Annotated in this window: 19 protein-coding genes; 11 read left to right on the top strand and 8 right to left on the bottom strand. The window is 70.5% G+C overall.

The genetic code is table 11. The features are described from left to right. The first annotated feature begins 58 nt into the window (after positions 1 to 58). Positions 59 to 1,306, top strand: a complete 1,248-nt coding sequence (locus BLT28_RS27790) for an SGNH/GDSL hydrolase family protein (RefSeq protein ID WP_231950459.1) — start codon at positions 59 to 61, stop codon at positions 1,304 to 1,306. Positions 1,307 to 1,319: 13 nt separating this feature from the next. Here BLT28_RS27790 and BLT28_RS27795 read toward each other — a convergent pair whose 3' ends face one another. The 4 genes from BLT28_RS27795 to BLT28_RS27815 form a co-directional block, all read right to left on the bottom strand. Continuing rightward, positions 1,320 to 2,123, bottom strand: a complete 804-nt coding sequence (locus tag BLT28_RS27795; RefSeq protein ID WP_162184847.1) for a S1 family peptidase — start codon at positions 2,121 to 2,123, stop codon at positions 1,320 to 1,322. Between the two features lie 77 nt (positions 2,124 to 2,200). After that, a complete protein-coding gene (locus BLT28_RS27800; protein WP_081900336.1) occupies positions 2,201 to 3,808 on the bottom strand; it encodes a glycosyltransferase family 87 protein in 1,608 nt (535 codons plus the stop codon). 106 nt (positions 3,809 to 3,914) lie between these two features. Further along, a complete protein-coding gene (locus tag BLT28_RS27805; RefSeq protein WP_052407372.1) occupies positions 3,915 to 6,305 on the bottom strand; it encodes a transglycosylase domain-containing protein in 2,391 nt (796 codons plus the stop codon). A gap of 426 nt (positions 6,306 to 6,731) precedes the next feature. Beyond that, positions 6,732 to 7,133, bottom strand: a complete 402-nt coding sequence (locus BLT28_RS27815; protein WP_030429860.1) for a DUF5318 domain-containing protein — start codon at positions 7,131 to 7,133, stop codon at positions 6,732 to 6,734. A 165-nt stretch (positions 7,134 to 7,298) separates the two neighbouring features. Between BLT28_RS27815 and BLT28_RS27820 the strand changes: the two genes are divergently transcribed. Both BLT28_RS27820 and BLT28_RS27825 read left to right on the top strand, forming a co-directional pair. After that, positions 7,299 to 7,874 (top strand): PadR family transcriptional regulator, encoded by a 576-nt coding sequence (locus BLT28_RS27820; protein WP_030429859.1) that lies wholly within the window; start codon positions 7,299 to 7,301, stop codon positions 7,872 to 7,874. Between the two features lie 18 nt (positions 7,875 to 7,892). Further along, complete coding sequence (locus BLT28_RS27825; RefSeq protein WP_030429858.1) at positions 7,893 to 8,984, top strand: inositol-3-phosphate synthase; 1,092 nt, start codon at positions 7,893 to 7,895, stop codon at positions 8,982 to 8,984. 44 nt (positions 8,985 to 9,028) lie between these two features. On the opposite strand, the gene BLT28_RS27830 is transcribed toward BLT28_RS27825, so the two are convergent. After that, the gene (locus tag BLT28_RS27830) at positions 9,029 to 9,703 is read right to left on the bottom strand and encodes a type 1 glutamine amidotransferase domain-containing protein (protein WP_030429857.1); all 675 of its coding nucleotides are present in this window, start codon (positions 9,701 to 9,703) and stop codon (positions 9,029 to 9,031) included. A gap of 95 nt (positions 9,704 to 9,798) precedes the next feature. On the opposite strand from BLT28_RS27830, the gene BLT28_RS27835 reads away from it, so the two are divergent. From BLT28_RS27835 to BLT28_RS27845, 3 genes are all read left to right on the top strand, one after another. Next, on the top strand, positions 9,799 to 10,653 hold the full coding sequence (locus BLT28_RS27835; protein WP_030429856.1) for a LysR family transcriptional regulator: 855 nt from the start codon (positions 9,799 to 9,801) through the stop codon (positions 10,651 to 10,653). A 14-nt stretch (positions 10,654 to 10,667) separates the two neighbouring features. After that, positions 10,668 to 11,567, top strand: a complete 900-nt coding sequence (gene bla / locus BLT28_RS27840; RefSeq protein ID WP_030429855.1) for a class A beta-lactamase — start codon at positions 10,668 to 10,670, stop codon at positions 11,565 to 11,567. Between the two features lie 103 nt (positions 11,568 to 11,670). Then, a complete protein-coding gene (locus tag BLT28_RS27845) occupies positions 11,671 to 11,961 on the top strand; it encodes a DUF6355 family natural product biosynthesis protein (RefSeq protein WP_030429854.1) in 291 nt (96 codons plus the stop codon). Between the two features lie 19 nt (positions 11,962 to 11,980). On the opposite strand, the gene BLT28_RS27850 is transcribed toward BLT28_RS27845, so the two are convergent. Beyond that, positions 11,981 to 12,736: a DNA-processing protein DprA gene (locus tag BLT28_RS27850; protein WP_052407371.1), complete on the bottom strand. Its 756-nt coding sequence runs from the start codon at positions 12,734 to 12,736 to the stop codon at positions 11,981 to 11,983. 70 nt (positions 12,737 to 12,806) lie between these two features. Between BLT28_RS27850 and BLT28_RS27855 the strand changes: the two genes are divergently transcribed. Continuing rightward, complete coding sequence (locus BLT28_RS27855; protein WP_030429852.1) at positions 12,807 to 13,196, top strand: VOC family protein; 390 nt, start codon at positions 12,807 to 12,809, stop codon at positions 13,194 to 13,196. Positions 13,197 to 13,249: 53 nt separating this feature from the next. On the opposite strand, the gene BLT28_RS27860 is transcribed toward BLT28_RS27855, so the two are convergent. After that, positions 13,250 to 13,624, bottom strand: coding sequence for a hypothetical protein (locus BLT28_RS27860; RefSeq protein ID WP_197683903.1), 375 nt, complete (start codon positions 13,622 to 13,624; stop codon positions 13,250 to 13,252). Between the two features lie 266 nt (positions 13,625 to 13,890). Here BLT28_RS27860 and BLT28_RS27865 point away from each other — a divergent pair, with 266 nt between their 5' ends. Genes BLT28_RS27865 through BLT28_RS27875 form a run of 3 tightly spaced genes read left to right on the top strand, consistent with a single transcriptional unit; the run spans position 13,891 to position 16,326 of the window. Beyond that, positions 13,891 to 14,568 carry a nucleoside/nucleotide kinase family protein gene (locus tag BLT28_RS27865; protein WP_030429850.1) on the top strand — a complete coding sequence of 226 codons (678 nt, stop codon included), beginning with the start codon at positions 13,891 to 13,893 and terminating at the stop codon, positions 14,566 to 14,568. Between the two features lie 7 nt (positions 14,569 to 14,575). Then, positions 14,576 to 15,862 carry a hemolysin family protein gene (locus BLT28_RS27870; RefSeq protein ID WP_030429849.1) on the top strand — a complete coding sequence of 429 codons (1,287 nt, stop codon included), beginning with the start codon at positions 14,576 to 14,578 and terminating at the stop codon, positions 15,860 to 15,862. After that, entirely contained in the window at positions 15,859 to 16,326 is a 468-nt protein-coding gene (locus BLT28_RS27875) for a hypothetical protein (protein ID WP_030429848.1), read from the top strand. Before BLT28_RS27870 ends, BLT28_RS27875 begins: the two co-directional genes overlap by 4 nt. On the opposite strand, the gene BLT28_RS27880 is transcribed toward BLT28_RS27875, so the two are convergent. Then, complete coding sequence (locus BLT28_RS27880; protein WP_030429847.1) at positions 16,306 to 17,052, bottom strand: SDR family NAD(P)-dependent oxidoreductase; 747 nt, start codon at positions 17,050 to 17,052, stop codon at positions 16,306 to 16,308. The two genes, BLT28_RS27875 and BLT28_RS27880, sit on opposite strands and share 21 nt — an antisense overlap. A 24-nt stretch (positions 17,053 to 17,076) precedes the next feature. On the opposite strand from BLT28_RS27880, the gene BLT28_RS27885 reads away from it, so the two are divergent. After that, positions 17,077 to 19,857 carry an FAD-binding and (Fe-S)-binding domain-containing protein gene (locus BLT28_RS27885; RefSeq protein WP_231950460.1) on the top strand — a complete coding sequence of 927 codons (2,781 nt, stop codon included), beginning with the start codon at positions 17,077 to 17,079 and terminating at the stop codon, positions 19,855 to 19,857.

The following is a 19,857-nucleotide window of genomic DNA, read 5'->3' on the forward strand; positions in this document are numbered from 1 at the left end:
CCGGGTGAGCGAAGGTTGCCGGGTAGCACCGTCGCACCCGACCGGAAGGGACATCCGCATGGTGAGCAAGGGGCATCGGCTGATGCTGGCCACACTCGTGCTGAGCACGGTGGTGGCCTCGGGAGCCGCGTCGACCGCGGGCGAGGCTCCGGTCGACACCGCGGCGCCGGTGAAGATCGCGCTCGGTGGCTGGGTAGGCACCTGGCAGACGGCCCCGGCTGCGGGCGTGGAGAACACCCCGAACGGCTATCCGAACCACTCGATCCGCAATGTCGTGCACACCAGCATCGGCGGCGAGACGGCCCGGGTGCGGCTGTCCAACGCCTTCGGCAAGGCGCCGTTACCGATCAGGGCGACGGTCGCGGTCGCGGAGAACGGCCCCAAGGCGGTCGCGGGGACCATGCGCGAGCTGACCTTCGGCGGCTCGCGGACGATCACGATCCCGGCGGGGGCGGAGGCGGTCAGCGATCCCGTCCGGCTGACCGTGCCCGCCGACGGCGACCTGCTGGTCACCACGTTCACGCCGGAGCAGTCCGGGCCGGTCACCTACCACCCGCTCGCGATGCAGACCTCGTACTTCACCCGCAACGGCGACTTCAGCACGGAGGAGTCGGGGCTGTCGTTCACCGAGAAGACCAACGTCTGGCACTACGTGGCCGGGGTGGACGTGCACGCGCCGAAGGTGCGCGGTGCGGTGGTCACCCTCGGCGACTCCATCACCGATGGCGCGGGCTCCACGGCGAGCACCAACCGGCGCTGGCCGGACTACCTGGCGGACCGCCTGCTCGCCCGGCCGGAGCCGCTGCGACTGGGCGTGCTGAACTCCGGCATCAGCGCGAACCGCGTCCTGCTGGACGGCGGCGCGGCGCGGATGGGGCAGAACGCCCTCGCCCGGCTGGACCGGGACGTGCTGACCAGCACCGGAGCCCGCACGGTGATCATGCTGGAGGGCATCAACGACATCCAGCAGGAGCCGCACCAGACCGACGCCGACCAGCTCGTCGCCGGAATGCGCCAGGTCGTGCAGCAGGCGCACGCACGCGGGCTGCGCGTGCTCGGCGGCACGATCACCCCGTTCAAGGGCTGGCGGGTCTACAACGAGACGCTGGAGGCGACCCGGCTGAAGGTCAACGAGATCATCCGCTCCGGCAAGGTCTTCGACGGCGTGATCGACTTCGACAAGGCGATCCGCGATCCGCAGGACCCGTTGAAGATGCGCCCCGAGTACGACTCCGGTGACCACCTGCACCCCGGCGACGCGGGCTTCAAGGCGATGGCCGACGCGATCGACCTCGCCCTGCTCTAGCCGGACCGCCCGCTCAGCCGGTGTGGGCGGCGACCCAGGCGCGGTGGGCGCTGACGTCGGCGTAGATGCCGTGCGCGCCCTCGCAGTCGGTGCTGCCCTTCGTCGTTCCGCTCCGGCTGAGCGGGCCCAGCAGGGTCCACCGCCCGTCGATCTTCGCGATCTGCGGGCTGCCCGAGTCGGCGAAGCAGATCGCCCCGCCCTTCTCGTTCGAGCGCAGGCACAGCTCACGCGGGTCGCTCGCGCTGCGGGTGCACTGCTTCCGCTCGTCCACCGTCATGTCCAGCTGCTTCAGCTCCCGTGGCGGGTTGACGCACTTCACCTCGGTGTCCTTCGCGCAGGTCCGGCCCCACCCGATGGCCCGGGCGGGCGTGCCGACGGCGGGCGTGCTCGCGGGGAGCGCGACGGGCTGGACGGAAACCGGCTTCGTCAGTTCCACCAAGGCGATGTCGCCGCCCTCTCGCGGGCCGGGCGGGGAGTAGTCGGGGTGCACGACGACGCGCTTCACACCGACGAGCTCACCGCCGGTGTCGTTGCGGTTGGAGCCGACCCGCACCGTCATCTTGTCCAGCGGGAACCGGTCTCCCTCGGTGAGGTCGACGCAGTGCGCGGCGGTCAGCACCCACGTCGGCGCGATCACCGCGCCGCCGCAGAAGTGCTTGGGTTCCCACGGGATGACGGGATGCGCCAGGGAAGCCATGAACGGGTACTGCCGATCGGCCTTGGCGCCACCGACGATGGCTCCCGCCGGAACCGCGCTCGCCACCGAGATCGCGGCGACCAGCAGCCCGAGCAGGACGGATTTCGCACGTACGGTCATGCAGTTGATCATGGCCACACCGCGGGTGCGTGTCTGCCGTGCCAGCACCCCGATCGACAGGGGTGCCAGCACGGGGGTCAGCCCGCCCCTACCGCGTCGGGAACGCTCTCCTCCTGGAGCTTTCGCTTGCGCCGCAACACGAATCGGTCCTCGGCCCGGTCGAGCACGCCGCCCGTGGGGTCGTCCTGCCCGGCGTAGCGGACCTTGTCCCGCTCCGGTCGGTAGATGTCCCTGATCACCAGGACGCACAGCAGCACCACCAACGCGTCGCGCACCAGGACCGTGCCGAGGAACCAGTCCGCGGGCAGCCCCTTGTTCGACTCGCCGAGGTAGAAGTACATCCGCGGCGCCCAGACCAGCGCGTCCACCGCCATCCACGCGAGCAGCAGCCGCCACCTCGGCAGCGCCAGCACCGCGAGGGGCACGAGCCACAGCGAGTACTGCGGGCTCCACACCTTGTTCGTCAGCAGGAACGCGGCCACCACGAGGAACATCAGCTGGGCCACGCGCGGCCGGGTCGGTGCGGACAACGCCATCCACGCGACCCCGGCGCAGCACAGGGCGAACAGCACCCCCGTCACCGTGTTCAGGATGACCGGCGCCTCGCCGTGCAGCAGCGGACCGTCGAAGCCCGGCCAGCCGGTGAAGTACATCAGCGCGTTGTAGATCGTGTCCGGGTCGACGCCGCGCTCGGAGTTGAGCCGGAAGAACTCCCACCAGCCCTTGGGGTAGAGCAGCATGATCGGCACGTTCACCGCGCTCCACGCCGCGACGGTGGCCGCGGTGGTGCGCAGCCACGGGCCCATCCTCCCGGCGCGCAGGCACAGCACGAGCAGCGGACCGAGCAGGAACAGCGGGTAGAGCTTCGCCGCCGCGCCGAGCCCCAGCAGCAGGCCCGCGAGCACGGGTTTCTTCCGCGCCCACGCGAGCATGGCCGCCGCGGCGAACGCGGTCGCGAGCGCGTCGAAGTTGGTGAACACGTGCACCACCACGAGCAGCGACAGCGCGGCGATCGCGGCGTCCCACGGTCGCCTGCCCGCGAGCTGCACGGTGGCCCAGATGGTGACCAGCCACGCCAGCGCCAACCACAGCGCGGTGAAGTTGAAGTACACGACGACGGGCATCGTCTTCGGCACCCAGCCCTCGCCCGCCAGTGCGGTCCAGCCCGCCGTCAGCTTGGCGTTGAACCACTGGAAGAGCCCGGTCAGCACCGGGTACTCCATGTACCGCACCTGCTCGTTCGGCTGCCCCTCGTTGTCCACCCATGAAGTGGCATAAGGGAAAGCGCCCTTGTCCAGGCGCTCGGCCGTGTAGAGCGGGATCGTGTCCGAGTAGCACATCGCCACGTACTGCCTGGAGTCGCGCCAGTCCAGCTGGACGGCGCCGCCGCCGTCCACGTAGGTCTGCAGGCACGGCGACTTGGCGAACCAGCCCAGAACCAGGGTCACCGTTGCGAGCAGCAGCACCACCCGCAGCGGTGTCCAGAACCAGTGCCGCCCGATCACCGCGTGTCTGCCGAGCGGGCCGCCGAGCGGACGGCTGGCGTGGAAGGCCAGCGGCTCGCTCCAGGTCGGCACGATGCGCTCGGCAGGGCTCAGCGAGGCGGAGTCGGCGACCGAGCCCTGCTGGGACGGCTCCTGCTCCGCCGGGTCCTGCGACGGCTGTGGATCACGGCTGCTGGACACCCGCCGGATCGTACGTGAGCACGGCCTGCGGCATCGGCCGACCGGGAAAGCCAACGGCCACCGCCCGGGTCCAGGCGGTGGCCGTCATGCGTGTGGAACGGGCGGCTCAGCCGGGTGGATCGGGCGCTACGATCCCGCGGCCGTCGCCCTCACCACCACCACCACCACCACCACCGCCTCCGCCACCGCCGCCACCACCACCGCCGCCACCGCCGTGGCTGGGGGTCGACTTCGTGGTGGTGGGCCTGGTGCAGCCGATCTCCCACGGCCGGCACGGCCGCGAGGGGCTGCTCGACGGCTTGGACGGCGTGGTGGTCGGGTCCGTCGACGGGGTCGTGGTCGGCAGGGAGCTGGACGACGGGGACGCCGTCGTGGACTTCGGCGGCTCGTTGTACTGGCCGATCCCTTCGGCCTTCGGGAACCGCTCGACGGGCTTGCCGGTCAGGTAGGCGTCCATGAACTCCTTCCAGATGTGACCGGGCTCGTCCTTGCCGTAGATGTCGGAAGCCCGGCGCTGGTAGTTGCCCTTGATCGCCATCGGCTGGTCGGAGCCCACCCACACCGCGGTGGAGACCTGCGGGGTGTAGCCCACCGTCCACGCGTCGGAGTTCTGCGCGGTGTCGTTGTACTGGTGCGTACCGGTCTTCGCCGCCACCGGCCGGTTGCCCTTGAGCGGGATCCTGGAGTAGCTCGCGACCTGGAGCATCGACTCCGTCACGTTGCGCGCCAGGTTCTGGTTGCGGCTGCTGTCACTGGGGTCGAAGGCGGCCTGGGCCGGGAACTCGCGCTTCTCGTACTCGACGTCGAAGTTGTCGTTGCCCCGCTTCAACTCCTTGACGAAGTGGAACTCGTGCTTCTGGCCGTCGTTGGCGAACGTGGCGTAGGCGGTCGCCATGTCGAGCGTGCGCACGAGCGTCCGGCCACCACCGATGGCGATGTCCGCGAACGGCGTGCCACCGTTCTCACCCCGGAGCGTCGGCTTCTTGTTGATCTCCTTGGCGATGCCCGCCTGGTGCGCGGCCTCGACGACCTTGCTCACGCCGACGTCCAGGGCCATCTTGACGAACACCGTGTTGACGGACTTCGTGGTCGCGTCGCGAACCGAGCACTGCTTGCCGCAGCTGCTGTCCCCGCCGGAGTTCCGCCAGGGACGTCCGGCCAGGTTGAGGCCCGACGTGCCGTCGTAGAACTCGCCGAGGCCCCTGCCGTCTTCCAGGCCCGCCAGGGTGACGAACGGCTTGAACGAGGACCCCGGTTCCTGGGGCTGTTTCGCGTAGTCGATACCGGCGCCGTTCTCACCGCCGTAGTACGCGATGACGCCACCGGTCTTGGGGTCGATGGCCACCAGCGAACTGCGCAGCGTCTCGACGTTGTTGCCCATCACCTTGTTCACCGCGTCCAGCGCGGCCTTCTGGGCGCCGGGGTCGATCGTGGTGTGGATGGTGAGCCCGTTCTTCAGAATGTCCTGTTCCTTGAGGTTCAGCTGTTCCTCGAGCTCGCTCAGGACCTGTTCCTGGATGTGCAGCATCGGGCCGCTGACACCGCTGCCGGGCTTCTTGCGCGGCTCGGTGTGCGGGAACTGGAGGCTCTTGGCCTTCTCCGGGTCGAGTTTGCCGTTCTTCACCATGCGCGGCAGGACCATGTTGCGCCAGCGGTCCTCGACGCCCTCCCGGTTGCGTTCCGGGTCCCACCGCGACGGCGCCTGGAGCACGGCGGCCAGCAGCGCGGCCTCGCCCGGGTCCTCGATCTTCGTGACGCTCTTGCCGAACAGCGCCTGGGAGCCCGCCTCGATACCGATCGTCCCCGCCCGGAACTGGGCGATGTTGAGGTAGGCCTCCATGATCTGCGGCTTGTCCTGCTGGACGCTCATCTTGAACGACTTGACCAGCTCGACCCACTTGCGCTTGAGCGAGTTCTCCTTGTCGCCGGTGGACAGCTTGATGTACTGCTGCGTGATGCCCGAGCCACCGCCGACACCCGCGGTGGCCTGGTTCCACACGGCACGCAGGATGCCGACCACGTCGAACCCGGGGTTCTCGTAGAACGACGCGTCCTCGGTCGAGGTGATCGCGTCCCGCACGATCTGCGGGATCTGGTCGTGCTTGACGAAGGTGGCGTTGCCGTTCGGCGGGACGATCTTGCTCATCTTGGTGCCGTCGCTGTACAGCAGCGAGACGGTCTTGTTCTGGGCCCTCAGGTACTCGTCCGGGGGCGTCACCGTCACCATGTAGTAGGTGATGATGAACGCGACGATCGGGCCGAGGACGGCGAGACCGGTCAGCACGTAGGCGGTGCGGCGCACGCGGCGCCAGATCTTCTTCCTGCGCAGCGCGCGCTCCTCCTCCTCGGTCAGCTCGTCGTCCTCGCGGTCGTCGTCGAGGCCCTCGGCGTCGTTCTCGTAGCCCTCCGGGACCGGCTCGCGGTGGGTCAGCAGCGTGGGCTCGCGCTGGAACTCCGGCTCGACCGGGGCGATCATCTCGGTCGGCTGCTGGATCATCTGCGTCGGCTGCTCACCGGGCTGACGCTGCTGCGGCCCCGGCGGGGGCGGCCCGGGAGGCGGATAGCCACCGGGACCGTTTCGCGGCGGGGGACCGGGCGGGCCCGGCGGACGGGCACCAGGCGGAGGCGGGGGAAAGCCGCCCTGCGGCGGACCGTTGCGAGGTCCCGGCCCCGCGGCGGGGTGCGGGCCGGCGGAGCGGCGCGGCGGGGGTGGGGCGTCGTCGTCATCCCACTGGGGGCTCCAGAAGCCGGTGCTCTCGTTCGGCTGCTCCGGACCAGGGCCGGACCCGCGCCCTCCGCCGTCAGGTCGGTTGCGCTCGTCGTTCACGACTTAGCCTCCAGAAAACCGGCGTCATCCACAGCGGATGTCGCTCGGTGATAGTTCTCCGTTCCCCCGTGGGACTCCAGCACCGCGAATGTCGGCTCACTCCGCCGCGGTCCTCCGACGCGACGGGCTGGGCAGACCACGCGTCCCCAGGACGTATGACTGCACCAGGTGGTTCCAACTGCAGGTGCGGCAGACCTCAACCACGTAGACGGTGAACTCCTCGTACAGGGTTGCCAGCTTCGCCAGTTCCTCCGCGGTGCGGGCGGAACCGGCGGCGTGCTTGAGCTCGTCGCCGTAGACCCAGGCGACGTGCGTCAGCGGCTCCTTGCGGCAGACCGGACAGGTCGTGGTGCTCGGCTGCCCGTGGAACTTCGCCGCCCTCAACAGGTAAGGACTGGCGTCACAGACCTCGGCGACCCCCGTGCGGCCCGCGTAGACCTCCGCGAGCAGCGCGCGGCGCTGCAACGCGTAGTCGACGACCTGCCGCTGGGTTTGCACCTCACCAGGGTACGTGCCGAGTCCGTGAACGCTCTTGAGCCGTTCAGGGGCAGCCCGGCTGCACCCCTGGTCAACGCCCGCATGTCGGCTGAATCACGTCCTCGGACGATGGGGCTGGCTATATCGGCTCGATATAGTCGGCCCACCCGTGCGAGGAGGTGGGAGATGTTGGAACTTGCCGTGCTCGGCCTTCTGCATCGACACCCGATGCACGGCTACGAGCTGCGCAAACAGCTCTGCGGGCTGCTGTGCGGGCAGCGCTCGTTCTCCTTCGGCTCGCTCTACCCGGCGCTGCGGAGGCTGCACCGCGCCGGGCTCATCGCCGAGGGGAACGCCTGCGGCGGTACCGGGCATTCCCGGAAGCGGAAGGTGTACCACCTCACGCCGCTCGGCCGGGAGCACTTCGCGGGCCTGCTGGCCGAGGACGGCAGGCAGGCCTGGGAGGACGAGTGCTTCGGCGTCCGGCTGGCGTTCTTCGCGCGAACCCCGGCTCCGGTGCGGATGCGCATCCTGCGCGGGCGCAGGCAGTGGCTGGCCGACCGGGCCGAAGGGCTGCGGGCGGCGCTCGCCCAGTCCGCCGGTCATGCCGACCGCTACACCCGTGAACTGCACGAACTGAGCCTGGACAGCACCGAACGGGAAGTGCTGTGGCTCGACGGACTCATCGCGCGCGAGCCGGGCGGGGACGCATGCCCCGACCACGGTCGCACTGCACAACAGCGCGCGGACCAAGCCAGATAACCAAGGAGGAACCCGGTCATGGGCGGAGACCGCAACACGGTGCGGGTGGCCATCGTCGGCGTCGGGAACTGCGCGGCGTCCCTGGTGCAGGGAGTGCACTACTACCGCGACGCCGAACCCGACGCCAGGGTGCCGGGTCTGATGCACGTGCGGTTCGGCGACTACCACGTGCGGGACGTGGAGTTCGTCGCGGCGTTCGACGTCGACGCGAAGAAGGTCGGCCGCGACCTGTCCGAGGCGATCGTGGCAAGCGAGAACAACACGATCAAGATCTGCGACGTTCCGCCGCTGGGCGTTCCGGTGCAGCGCGGGCACACCCTGGACGGCCTCGGCCGCTACTACCGGGAGACGATCACCGAGTCCGACGACGAGCCGGTCGACGTCGCCGCCGCCCTGCGCGCGGCAAGGGTGGACGTGCTGGTCGCGTACCTGCCGGTGGGGTCGGAGGCGGCGAGCCGGTTCTACGCGCAGTGCGCCATCGACGCCGGGGTCGCCTACGTCAACGCGCTGCCGGTGTTCATCGCCTCCGACCCGGAGTGGGCGGAGAAGTTCCGCGCCGCGGGCGTGCCGATCGTCGGCGACGACATCAAGTCCCAGGTGGGCGCCACCATCACGCACCGGGTGCTGGCCAAGCTGTTCGAGGACCGCGGCGTGATCGTGGACCGGACGATGCAGCTCAACGTCGGCGGCAACATGGACTTCAAGAACATGCTGGAGCGGGACCGGCTGGAGTCCAAGAAGATCTCCAAGACGCAGGCGGTCACCTCGCAGCTGGAGCACGACCTCGGCGCCCAGAACGTCCACATCGGACCGTCGGACTACGTGGCCTGGCTGGACGACCGCAAGTGGGCCTACGTCCGGCTGGAGGGCAGGGCGTTCGGCGACGTGCCGCTGAACCTGGAGTACAAGCTGGAGGTCTGGGACTCGCCCAACTCCGCGGGCGTGATCATCGACGCGATCCGCGCCGCGAAGATCGCGATGGACCGGGGGATCGGCGGCCCGATCCTGTCGGCGTCCTCGTACTTCATGAAGTCCCCGCCGGAGCAGTACGCGGACTCGGTCGCCCGCGAGCGGGTCGAGCAGTTCATCCGGGGCGAGATCGAACGCTGAGAGATCCGAAGGGGCGCAACGATGTCGTTGCGCCCCTTCGCTTTTCAGTCCTTCAGCGCGGCGAGCACGCCCTGCGCGGTTCCGGTCGCCGACGCCGGGTTCTGGCCGGTGACGAGCCGCCCGTCGCGGACCACGTTCTCCGCGAAGTCCGGCGCCACGTGGTAGCGCGCGCCCAGCCCCTCCAGCGTCGTCTGCAGCAGGAACGGCACGATCTCGGTAGCCCCGGCAGCCTCTTCCTCGGAGTTGGTGAAGCCGGTGATGTCCTTGCCCGCCACCAGTGGTGTGCCGTCGGAGAGCGTGAGCGGCACCAGCGCGGCGGGTCCGTGGCAGACCGCGGCCACCACGCCGCCGTTCTCGTAGATGTCCCGGCCGAGCGCGGCCAGGTCCTCGTCGCCGGGGAAGTCCCACATGGTCCCGTGACCACCGGCGTAGAAGATCGCGTCGTAGTCGGCCGCGTTCACCTCCGCGGCCTTCGGGGTCACCGCGAGCCGGGCGCGCTCGCTCTCCAGGAACAGCCGCTGCACCTCGTCCTCGGCGTCGTAGCCGCTCTCCGGCGGGTTGCCACCCTGGACGGAGACGTAGTCGACCTCGTAACCGGCCTGCCGGAACACCTGCCACGGGTGCGCGGCCTCGGGCACGTAGTAGCCGGTCTCCTCGCCGGTGTCACCGAGCTTGTCGTGGCTGGTCAGCGCGATCAGCACCTTGTTGGTGCGTGCCATCGGATTGCCTCCTGTGCTGGGGTACACGGCGAGGCTAAGCCCGGACAGTCATTAGCCACCAATAGACTTCATCCGCTCCAGGCATAATCCATTTTATGGATCTCGGACAGCTCCGCACGTTCAACGCCGTCTACCGCGCCGGTTCCCTGACCGCCGCCGCCACGGTGCTCGGCCTCACCCAGCCCGCGGTGAGCGTGCAGGTCAAGGCGCTGGAGGAGCGCTTGGGCCGACCGCTGTTCCGCAGGCTGGCCCGCGGGGTGGCGCCGACCGCCTTCGCCGACGAGCTGGCCAGACGGGTCGGTCCGCACCTGGACGCCCTCGCCGGGGTGGAGCTGGAGCTGACCCGGGAGGAGTTCGCCAGGACGGTCCGGTTCGGCGGCCCGGCCGAGGCGATGTCGCTGCTGGCCCTGCCCGCGCTGGCCGGGCTGGTCCGGCGGGGCCTGCGGCTGCGGGTCGGCCTCGGCCTGGCCGACGACCTGCTGGTGGACCTCGCGGAGGGACGGCTGGACCTGGTGCTCTCCTCGGTCCGGCCGCGCAGGAAGGGCCTGGTGGTGACGCCGCTGACGGACGAGGAGTTCGTGCTCGTCGCGGCGGCGGGCAGCGAGTTCCCCGACCTGGCGGCGGCGCCGATGCTGGCCTACGCCGAGGAGCTGCCGATGATCAGGCGCTACTGGCGCTCGGTCTTCGGCGGGCCGCCGCCGCACACCGCCGCGGTCGTCGTCCCGGACCTGCGCGCGGTGCTGACCGCCGTGCTGGCCGGGGCCGGGATCTCCGTGCTGCCCAGATACCTGTGCGCGGCGCAGCTCGAAGCCGGGGAGCTGGTCCTGGTGCGCGAGCCGGAGGAACCGCCGATCAACACGCTCTACCTGGCGACGCGGGCGGACCAGGCGCGGCTCCCGCACATCCGCGCGGTGACCGAAACCCTGACCTCCGCGGCGAAGCACTGGTAACTACATTCGAAATCATGCCGATCATCACGCGTCGCGCCCTGCTCGGTGCGGTGGCACTCCTGCCGGTGGCCGGATGCGCGAGGCCCGAGACGCCCGCTCCCGCACAGACGTCCTCCCCGGTTCCCGCTCCACCTCCGACGGACGAGCGACTGTTCGAGCTGGAGCGAAAGTTCGACGCGCGCCTGGGCGTCTACGCGGTGGCCACCGGAACCGGCAGGACCATCGCCCACCGCGCGGACGAACGATTCGCTTTCTGCTCGACGTTCAAAGGCCTCGCGGCGGCCGCGGTCCTGCACCACAACCCGATGTCCCATTTGGACACGGTCGTCAAGTACACCAAGGACGATCTGCTGAAGAACGCCACCATCACCCCGCGACACCTCGAAACGGGAATGACGATCCGTCAGCTGTGCGATGCCGCGGTGCGCTTCAGCGACGGCACGGCGGGAAATCTCCTGCTTCGCGATCTCGGCGGTCCCGCCAGGCTGACGGAGTACGCGCGCGGGCTCGGCGACACGGTGACCCGGATGGACCGGATCGAGCCCGCGATCACCGAAGCCACTCCAGGAGATCCCCGGGACACGACGTCCCCGCGCGCGTTCGGCGCCACCTATCAGAAGATCGTGCTCGGGGACGCCCTTCCGCCGGAGAAGCGAGCTTTCCTCCGCGATCTGCTGGAACGCAACACCACTGGCGCACAACGCATCCGTGCAGGTGTGCCGGGCGGCTGGACCGTCGCCGACAAGACCGGGACCGGTGACTACGGCACGCTCAACGACATCGGGATCGTGTGGCCGCCGAACTCGCCGCCGATCGTCATCGCGATCATGTCCAGCAAGGCGGCCAAGGACGCCAAGTACGACCAGGCCCTCATCGCCGAAGCCGCCGCGCACGTCGCGACCGCCCTCGTTTAGACCGTCTCATTCACCCGCGCGTGAACCGATTGTGCGTCCACTCGGAGTAGCGGGCAAGATCGTCGCCCGTCCCTTGCCCTTGCGCACACGAGACGAGGATGTTGTGAAGAAGCGAATCGTGGGGCTGCTCGCCGCTGCCCTGACCGTCGGCGGCACGCTCACCGGAGCCATGGTGGCCACCTCCGCGACCGCCACCGCGGGCCCCTGCGGCCACTGGTCCAAGGACAAGGTCCTCTGGATGGAGCACTACTACACGCACTGCGGCGCCACCCGTGTCTATGTGAACGTCACCGACCGAGGCGGAATCCGGCCGAGCTTCTGCATCGATCCGGGGGCCACGGAGTACCTCGGCACCAACGTCACGTACGCGCACTCGGACGGCACCCGCTGCTGAACCCCCACCCCGGCCCTCGTCACGCGGCGAGGGCCGGGGTGTCGAGGGCGTCCGGCACCTGGTGCGGGCCGGACAGGACGGTCACTCCGGGCTGGGTGGCCATGTCCGACGCCCAGCGGTGGGCCAGGACGTCGTGCGCGAGGAAGACCGGGCGGCCCGAGGACAGGGCCAGCTGGGCGAGGACCCGGGCCTCGCAGTACTCCTCGGCGTCCACGACCACGACCGCCGCACACGACCCGCTCATCAGCGCGCAGCGCTTCGGGAACTGGTGCCGCGCGGGCGGGGTGTCCGGCAGGAACTGCGACACCACCGCACCACTACGGGCGATCTCCGCCTCCAGCGGCGAGTTCTCCAGCGGATAGCAGTGCCGCAGGCCCGTTCCGACGAACGCGACGGTCCGCGCTCCGGCGGCCAGCACCCTGCGGTGCACCGCCGCGTCGGTGCCCGAGGCCAGGCCGCTCACGACGGTCCAGCCCGCCTCGGCGAGCACCGCCGCGATGTCCCACGCCCGCGCGATCCCGCGCTGGGAAGGGCGGCGGCTACCGACCACCGCGACGGACCGTGCGTCCCGCGCTTCGAGCGAGCCCCGGTAGGTCAGGAACGGCGGCGGATCGGGCTGGGCGCGCAGCCACGCCGGGTAGTCCGGGTCCTCGACGGTGACCAGGCCGATGCCTTCGCGCTGCCATGCGACGATCTCCCGCTCGACCGCGTCCAGCGACTCCTCGCCGCGCAGGGCGAGGATGAAGGCGGCCTGGGCCCGCGCGTCCACCGTCACCCCGACAGCATATCGAACACATGTTCGAACGCGTCAAGATGGAGTCGAACATCGACCAGGAGGTCCTGACATGGCCAGCAAGTTCACCGAGCTCGCGATCGACTGCGCCGACCCCGTCGGACTCGCCCGGTTCTGGTGCGCGGTCCTCGGCTACGAGGTGCAGGACGAGGAGCACGGGCTGGTCACGATCGGTTCCCCCGAGGTCCCGGAGGGCAGGAACCGCCCCGGTCCAGTGCCCCCGACGCTGACCTTCGCGCGCGTGCCGGAGGGCAAGACTGTCAAGAACCGCCTGCACATCGACGTCAACCCGACCGACCGTGATCGCGACGAGGAGGTCCGCCGCCTGCTCGACCTCGGCGCCCGGCACGCCGACGTCGGCCAGACCGGCGAGGAGAGCTGGGTGACGCTCGCCGACCCGGAGGGCAACGAGTTCTGCGTCCTCGGCACCCGCTGCCCCTGATCGTCCGAGCGCGGGGGCGGCCCCGACCGGAGCCAGGGCCGGCCCCCGTCGGCTCAGTTGGTGAGGGTGACGCAGGGCAGACCGACGCTGGACCCGCCGCGGAAGCCCTCCGCGCACAGCCGCGTCCCCGCCGGGAAGTGGCGCTGCGGGTACGCCTGGTCCCGGTAGGTCCGGAACTTGGCGACGTCCTCGACCTTGGTGTTGGCGCTCCAGCCGTTGGTGGTCCACACCCGCGCGCTGATCCGGTGCGGCTGGTTGGTGTTGGTCACCGAGACCTCGACCCTGCCCAGGTAGGTGCCGTTGTCGTAGGTCTCGATGCAGACGGAGTTGTTGCACCACTTGCCGGAGGCCAGTGCGGGCGTCCCGCCCGCGACGACGATGCCGGCGGCCACGGCGGTGGCGCCGAGAACCGAAACGAACTTCTTCACGATGAATCCCCGGAAATAGTCGCCCGAACCCTGCACCGGGCTTGGTCACGAACGGCCCAGCAGTACCAGAAACGCGCGGGACACATCCATCCGGCGACCATTCGCCCGGCTTTCCCACCCTGCTCAGGGACTTTTCGGTGTCCCACATTCACACGACCGTGACATCCCATTACCGCGTTCTTCCGCCAGTCACGATTCACGATCGCTGCCGACGCCACCGGGGGAAGGTCCACAGGCCGCCCCGGCAGGTCTGGCAGGCTTGGCGCATGAGCTCATCACGGCCGGAGGTGGTCGGCCGACTCGTCGAATGGCTGACCCGGATCGATCTGGCGCGCCCGGTGCGCGTCGCTGTCGACGGACCGGACGCGGCGGGCAAGACGACACTGGCCGACGAGATCGGCGAGGCGCTCGGCGGGCGCGCGCTGCGGATCTCCGCCGACGACTTCCACCGCCCCGCCGAGGAGCGGCTGCGGCGCGGGCCGCTGTCCGCCGAGGGCTACTTCATGGACGCCTTCGACGTGCCCGCGCTGCGCCGCGAAGTACTGGAACCCCTTGGCCCGCAAGGGAACCGCCAGTACCGGACGGCAGCGTGGGACCACCTCACCAACACCAGCGTCAGCACGCCGCGGCGCATCGCGGCCCGCGACGCCATCGTGCTGGTCGACGGGGTCTTCCTGCTGCGCGAGGAACTGCGCGACTGCTGGGACGTGCGGATCTTCGTCGAGGTGCGCGAGGACGAGCAGCTGCGCCGCGCGGTCGAGCGGGACACGGAGATCTTCGGTACGGCGGAACGGATCCGGGAGCGCTACGCGGTGCGCTACCGGCCCGCGCACGAGCTGTACTGGAACAGCGCCCGCCCGGTCGAGCAGGCGGACATCGTGATCGACAACACCGACCCCGGCAGCCCGGTGATCCGGCGCTGGACCGGGCACAGGGCGGGCTGAGTCCACAGTGGACGGATACGGCTTCACCATCGCGCTGATCGTGCTGCTGATGGTGGTGAACGCGATCTTCGCGGGCAGCGAGATCGCGCTGATCTCCCTGCGGGAAGGGCAGTTGCGCCGCCTGGAGCGGGGCGGCAAGGGCGCGCGCACGCTGGTCCGGCTGGCCAAGGACCCGACCCGGTTCCTGGCCACCATCCAGATCGGCATCAACCTGGCGGGCGCACTGGCCTCGGCGACCGCGGCGGTGTCGCTGGCCCGGCCGCTGGTCCCGGCGCTGTCGTTCTTCGGCACGGCGGCGGAGAGCGTGGCCATCGCGCTGGTCACCCTCGTGCTGACCTACTTCACGCTGGTGGTCGGTGAACTGGCGCCGAAGAAGCTGGCCATGCAGTACGCCGAGCGCTGGGCGCTGCTGGTGGCCCGACCGCTGGACCTGCTGTCGCAGATCTCCCGCCCGGCGGTGTGGTTGCTCAGCAAGTCCACCAACGTGGTGGTGCGGCTGTTCGGCGGCGACCCCAAGGCCGACCAGGAGCAGCTGAGCCCGGAGGAGCTGCGCGAGCTGGTCGCCGGGCACCGCGGCCTCAACCCCGAACAGCGGATGATCATCATCGGCGGGCTGGAGATCCACGAGAGGCTGCTGCGGCACGTGCTCCGGCCGCGCCGCTCGGTGTTCACCCTCGAAGCCGACACGCCCGTGCCCCAGGCCCGCGCCGCGCTGGCCGCCTCGGGGCACTCCCGGGCGCCCGTGGTCCGGGGCAGCGATCTCGACGACATGATCGGCGTCGTGCACCTGCGCGAACTGCTCGCGGACACCGGAACCGTGGCGGAGGTGGCGCGGCCCGCCACCGTCTTCCCGGACTCCGTGCGGGTCTCCGACGCGCTGCGCAGGTTCAAGGCCGAGCGCCAGCAGTTCGCCGTCGTCGTCGACGAACACGGCGCCGCGGACGGCATCGTGACGCTGGAGGACCTGCTGGAGGAGATCGTCGGCGAGATCTACGACGAGGCCGACCGCGACATCCTCTCCGTGCGCACAGGGGAGGACGGCAGCCTGGACCTGCCGGGCACCTTCCCCGTGCACGACCTCGCCGACCTCGGCGTCGAGATCCCGGACGCGCCGGCCGGGGACTACACCACCATCGCCGGGATGCTGCTGACCAGGCTCGGCAGGATTCCGCAGCGACCGGGCGACCGGGTGGACTTCGCCGAGTGGTCGGCCGAGGTCACCGCGACCGAGCACCATGCGATCACGGGAGTGCGGCTGCGGCCGCGACGGAAACGAGAGGCGACAGGTTCATGAGGTTCGTGATCGCGAGCGGCACGGGGATCGACCCCTCGGGCTACCTCGCCCAGCTCCCGCAGCTCGCCGCCGCGCTGCCCGCGGGTGCGCGCGCGTTCGCGGAGGCCCAGGGGCACTACGACCTCGACGGCCCGCGCTGCGTCAAGGACCTGGTGCTCAGCCGGGTGGACTTCGACAGCTCGGAGACCGAGGTGACGCTGGAGCTGCGGTTCCGGCACCGCTGCGGGCGGCACGTGGAGAACCTGCTGCTGCGCTACTACGGCGTGTCCGGCTTCATGCTGGAGTCGCCGGAGTGGAGCCGGTACGGGCCGCTGCTGCTGGACGAGCTGCTGCCGCACGCGCACGGGTGCAGCCACGAGATCGCCTGCCAGGCCGGATCGCTCGCGGTGATCGCCAAGGACCTCTCGGCGACCTGGACCGCGAGCGACTGCCCGCACCGCGACTCAGCGCTTGCTCAGGCGTAGCGACTGCCAGGAGCCGTCCGCGGTCCACCCGCCGTCCACCGGCAGCGCGATCCCGTTGACGAACGAACTGCTCGGCTGGGCCAGGAACAGCACGGCGTTGGCGATGTCCTCGGGCACCGCGAACCGGCCGACCGGCACGTGGTCGGTGATGTCGGAGTCGTCATAGAGACCGGCGTCCTGCGCGGTCACGTCCATATCCGTCTTCACCCACCCCGGGCAGACGGCGTTGACGCGGACCCCGCGCGCGCCCCACTCCACGGCGAGCGTCCTGGTCAGCCCGATCAGCCCGTGCTTGGACGCGTTGTAGGCGGCCCGGTCGGCGACGCCCTGCAACCCGGCCACCGAGGCGATGTTGACGATCGAACCGGACCCGGCGGCCAGCATGTGCCTGCCGAGGGCCTGGCTGAGCACGAACGGCCCGGTGAGGTTGATGTCCATCACCCGGCGCCACTGCGCGGGCTCGGTCTCCTCGGCCGGGACGATGAAGGAGATCCCGGCGTTGTTGACCAGCACGTCCACCCGGCCGTACCGCTCCATCACGGTGTCGGTGAGCCGCTGGACGTCGTCGTCGCTGGCCACGTCGCCGACGACGGAGAAGACGTCGGCGTCGGGGGATTCCTGGAGGTCGAAGGACACCACGGCGTACCCGGCGTCGGTGAGCACCCTCGCGGTCTGCCTGCCGATGCCCTGCGCCGCGCCTGTCACCACTGCTACCCGATCAGTCACCGGCTCAGCCTGCACAATGCTTCGGTGGCTAGGCAACGGGACTTCGTCCGGCACCTGACGTCCGAGCTGCCGTACGCGGCGCGGGTCGACGACTCCACACGCGCCGCCTACACCTCCGACGCCTCGATCTACCGCGCAGTCCCCGCCGCCGTCGTGGAGCCGCGCAACCGGGAAGAGGTCGCGAAGGCGGTGCGGATCGCGGTCGACCACGGGGTCCCGGTGACCTGTCGCGGTGGTGGCACGTCGATCGCGGGCAACTCCATCGGCTCCGGCCTGGTCATCGACTTCTCACGGCACCTCAACCGGTTGCGCGCGATCGACCAGGACGCGCGGACCGCCGTTGTCGAGCCCGGTCTGGTGCTGAGCAAGCTGCTCGCGGCCACCGCGCGGCACGGCCTGACCTTCGGCCCCGATCCGTCGACGCTGTCCCGCTGCACGCTCGGCGGCATGATCGGCAACAACGCGTGCGGGCCGCACTCGGTCGCGTGGGGCACGACGGCGGACAACGTGGTCGACCTCGACGTGCTGCTCGCCGACGGCAGGACGATCACCGCGCGGGCGGGCTCCAGCGGTGATCCCGGGCTCGACCAGCGGTTACGCGCCCTCACCACCGACCACCTTGCGGAGTTCCGCACCGAGCTGGGCAGGTTCTCCCGCCAGGTCTCCGGCTACGGGCTCGCGTCCCTGTTGCCGGAGAACGGTTTCGACGTCGCCCGCGCGCTGGTCGGCTCGGAGGGCACGTGCGGTGTCGTGCTCGGCGCCACCGTCCGGCTCGCCGGATTGCCCAAGGCCAAAGTCCTTGTGGTGCATGGGTTTGACGATGTATACCAGGCAGCAGCCGCCGCGCCGGAGTACGCGCGGACGGGCGTGCTGACCGCCGAGGGCATGGACGCCCACCTCATCGAAGCCCTCCGCAGCCGCCCCGGTGGCTCCGCAGCCGCCGACCTCCTGCCGCCCGGCCGGGCGTGGGTGTACTGCGAGGTCCCGGGGGACACGATCGACGAAGCCCTTGCGGGCGCGGCAGAACTCGGCGGCAAGGTGGTCACCGATCCCGGAGAGACCGCCGCGCTGTGGAAGATCCGCCGCGACGGCGCCGGGCTCGCGACGAGGATGGCCGACGGGGGAGAGGCGTGGCCGGGGTGGGAGGACTCCGCGGTGCCTCCCGAGCGCCTCGCCGACTACCTGCGCGAGCTGCACGGACTGATGGATTCGCTGGGGCGCAAGGGAATCGCGTACGGGCACTTCGGTGAGGGCTGCCTGCACCTGCGCGTCGGCTGGGACCTGACCACCGCGCGCGGGATCGGCGAGTACCGGGAGTTCATCGAGCGCGCGGCCGACCTCGTCGCTTCGCACGGTGGCTCGTTCTCCGGCGAGCACGGCGACGGGCGGGCGCGGTCGGAGCTGCTGCCCAGGATGTACTCGCCGCGGGTGATCGACGCGTTCGCCGCCTTCAAGGGCGCCTTCGATCCGACCGGCGCGCTCAACCCGGGGCTGCTGGTCGATCCGAGGCCGTTGGACGCCGACATCCGCCCCGGCCCCGGGCACAACCGCCTCGAACTGACCCCGGTGCACGCGCTCAGCCACGACAAGGGCTCGTTCGCCGGCGCGATCCGCCGCTGCCTCGGCGTGGGCAGCTGCCGCCAGTCCAGCGGGACGATGTGCCCGTCGTTCCAGGTCACCGGCGACGAGGTGCACTCGACGCGAGGACGCGCCCGGGTGCTCTCGGAGATGCTGCGCGGGGAGTTCATCGCCGAAGGCTGGAGCTCCGAGGCGGTCCGGGACGCGCTCGACCTGTGCCTGTCCTGCAAGGCGTGCAAGTCCGCGTGCCCGGTGAACGTGGACATGGCGACCTACAAGGCCGAGTTCCTGCACAACCACTACAAGGGCAGGCTCCGCCCGCGCGCGCACTACGCCCTGGGATGGCTGCCGTTGTGGGCTCGGCTCGCGTCCATCGCGCCTGGTCCGGCCAACGCGCTCGGCGGGCGGACGCTGCTGCGGCTTGCCGGGCTCGAACCGCGGCGCAAGATGATCCGCTTCGCCCGCAAGAGCCTGCGCGCTTGGCTGCGCGGTCGCACCCCCGCCCCCGGAAGCGCCGGAACCGTGGTGTTGTGGCCGGACACCTTCACCAACCTGCTCGACCCCGCCGCTGGCCGCGCCGCGGTGGAAGTCCTCGAGGCGCTCGGCTATCGCGTCGAGCTACCGGAAGGCCCGGTCTGCTGCGGACTGACCTGGCACTCCACCGGCCAGCTCGGCATCGCCCGGCGAGTGCTGCGGAAGTCCTTGCGCAGCTTGGAATCCCAGCTGCGCGCGGGCAGCGTCGTGGTCGGTCTCGAACCGTCGTGCACCCAGGTCCTGCGCGATGACGCCACGGAGCTGCTTCCCGACGACCCGACGGCGAAGCTGCTCGGCACACGCGTCCACACGCTCGGCGAACTCGTTGCGGCGCACGAAGGTCCGCTGCCGTTCAAGCGCCTGGACACTGCCGCGGTGGTGCAGGTGCACTGCCACCAGGAGGCCGGGGCGGGCTACGGCGCGGAGCTGTCCGTGCTGCGCGAGCTCGGCGTCGACGTGGACCGGATCGGCGCGGGGTGCTGCGGCCTCGCCGGCAACTTCGGCTTCGAGCCGGGGCACTGGGAGGTCGCCCAGCAGTGCGCCGAGCGGGAGCTGTACCCGAAGACCAGGGCCGCAGGCGCGGGCACCGCGATCATCGCGGACGGTTTCTCCTGCCGGACCCAGGTGGCGCAGGGGACGCCGCGGCGGGCGGAGCACCTGGCCGAAGTGCTCCGCCGCGCGCTCCGCGACTGA

Source organism: Allokutzneria albata (assembly GCF_900103775.1).
GTDB lineage: Bacteria > Actinomycetota > Actinomycetes > Mycobacteriales > Pseudonocardiaceae > Allokutzneria > Allokutzneria albata.

Bases quoted from the DNA above. Each gene is read 5' to 3' on its own strand.
- BLT28_RS27790 (WP_231950459.1), top strand. From the start codon at position 59: ATGGTGAGCAAGGGGCATCGGCTGATGCTGGCCACACTCGTGCTGAGC.
- BLT28_RS27795 (WP_162184847.1), bottom strand. From the start codon at position 2,123: ATGACCGTACGTGCGAAATCCGTCCTGCTCGGGCTGCTGGTCGCCGCG.
- BLT28_RS27805 (WP_052407372.1), bottom strand. From the start codon at position 6,305: ATGATCCAGCAGCCGACCGAGATGATCGCCCCGGTCGAGCCGGAGTTC.
- BLT28_RS27820 (WP_030429859.1), top strand. From the start codon at position 7,299: ATGTTGGAACTTGCCGTGCTCGGCCTTCTGCATCGACACCCGATGCAC.
- BLT28_RS27825 (WP_030429858.1), top strand. From the start codon at position 7,893: ATGGGCGGAGACCGCAACACGGTGCGGGTGGCCATCGTCGGCGTCGGG.
- BLT28_RS27830 (WP_030429857.1), bottom strand. From the start codon at position 9,703: ATGGCACGCACCAACAAGGTGCTGATCGCGCTGACCAGCCACGACAAG.
- BLT28_RS27835 (WP_030429856.1), top strand. From the start codon at position 9,799: ATGGATCTCGGACAGCTCCGCACGTTCAACGCCGTCTACCGCGCCGGT.
- bla (WP_030429855.1), top strand. From the start codon at position 10,668: ATGCCGATCATCACGCGTCGCGCCCTGCTCGGTGCGGTGGCACTCCTG.
- BLT28_RS27855 (WP_030429852.1), top strand. From the start codon at position 12,807: ATGGCCAGCAAGTTCACCGAGCTCGCGATCGACTGCGCCGACCCCGTC.
- BLT28_RS27865 (WP_030429850.1), top strand. From the start codon at position 13,891: ATGAGCTCATCACGGCCGGAGGTGGTCGGCCGACTCGTCGAATGGCTG.
- BLT28_RS27875 (WP_030429848.1), top strand. From the start codon at position 15,859: ATGAGGTTCGTGATCGCGAGCGGCACGGGGATCGACCCCTCGGGCTAC.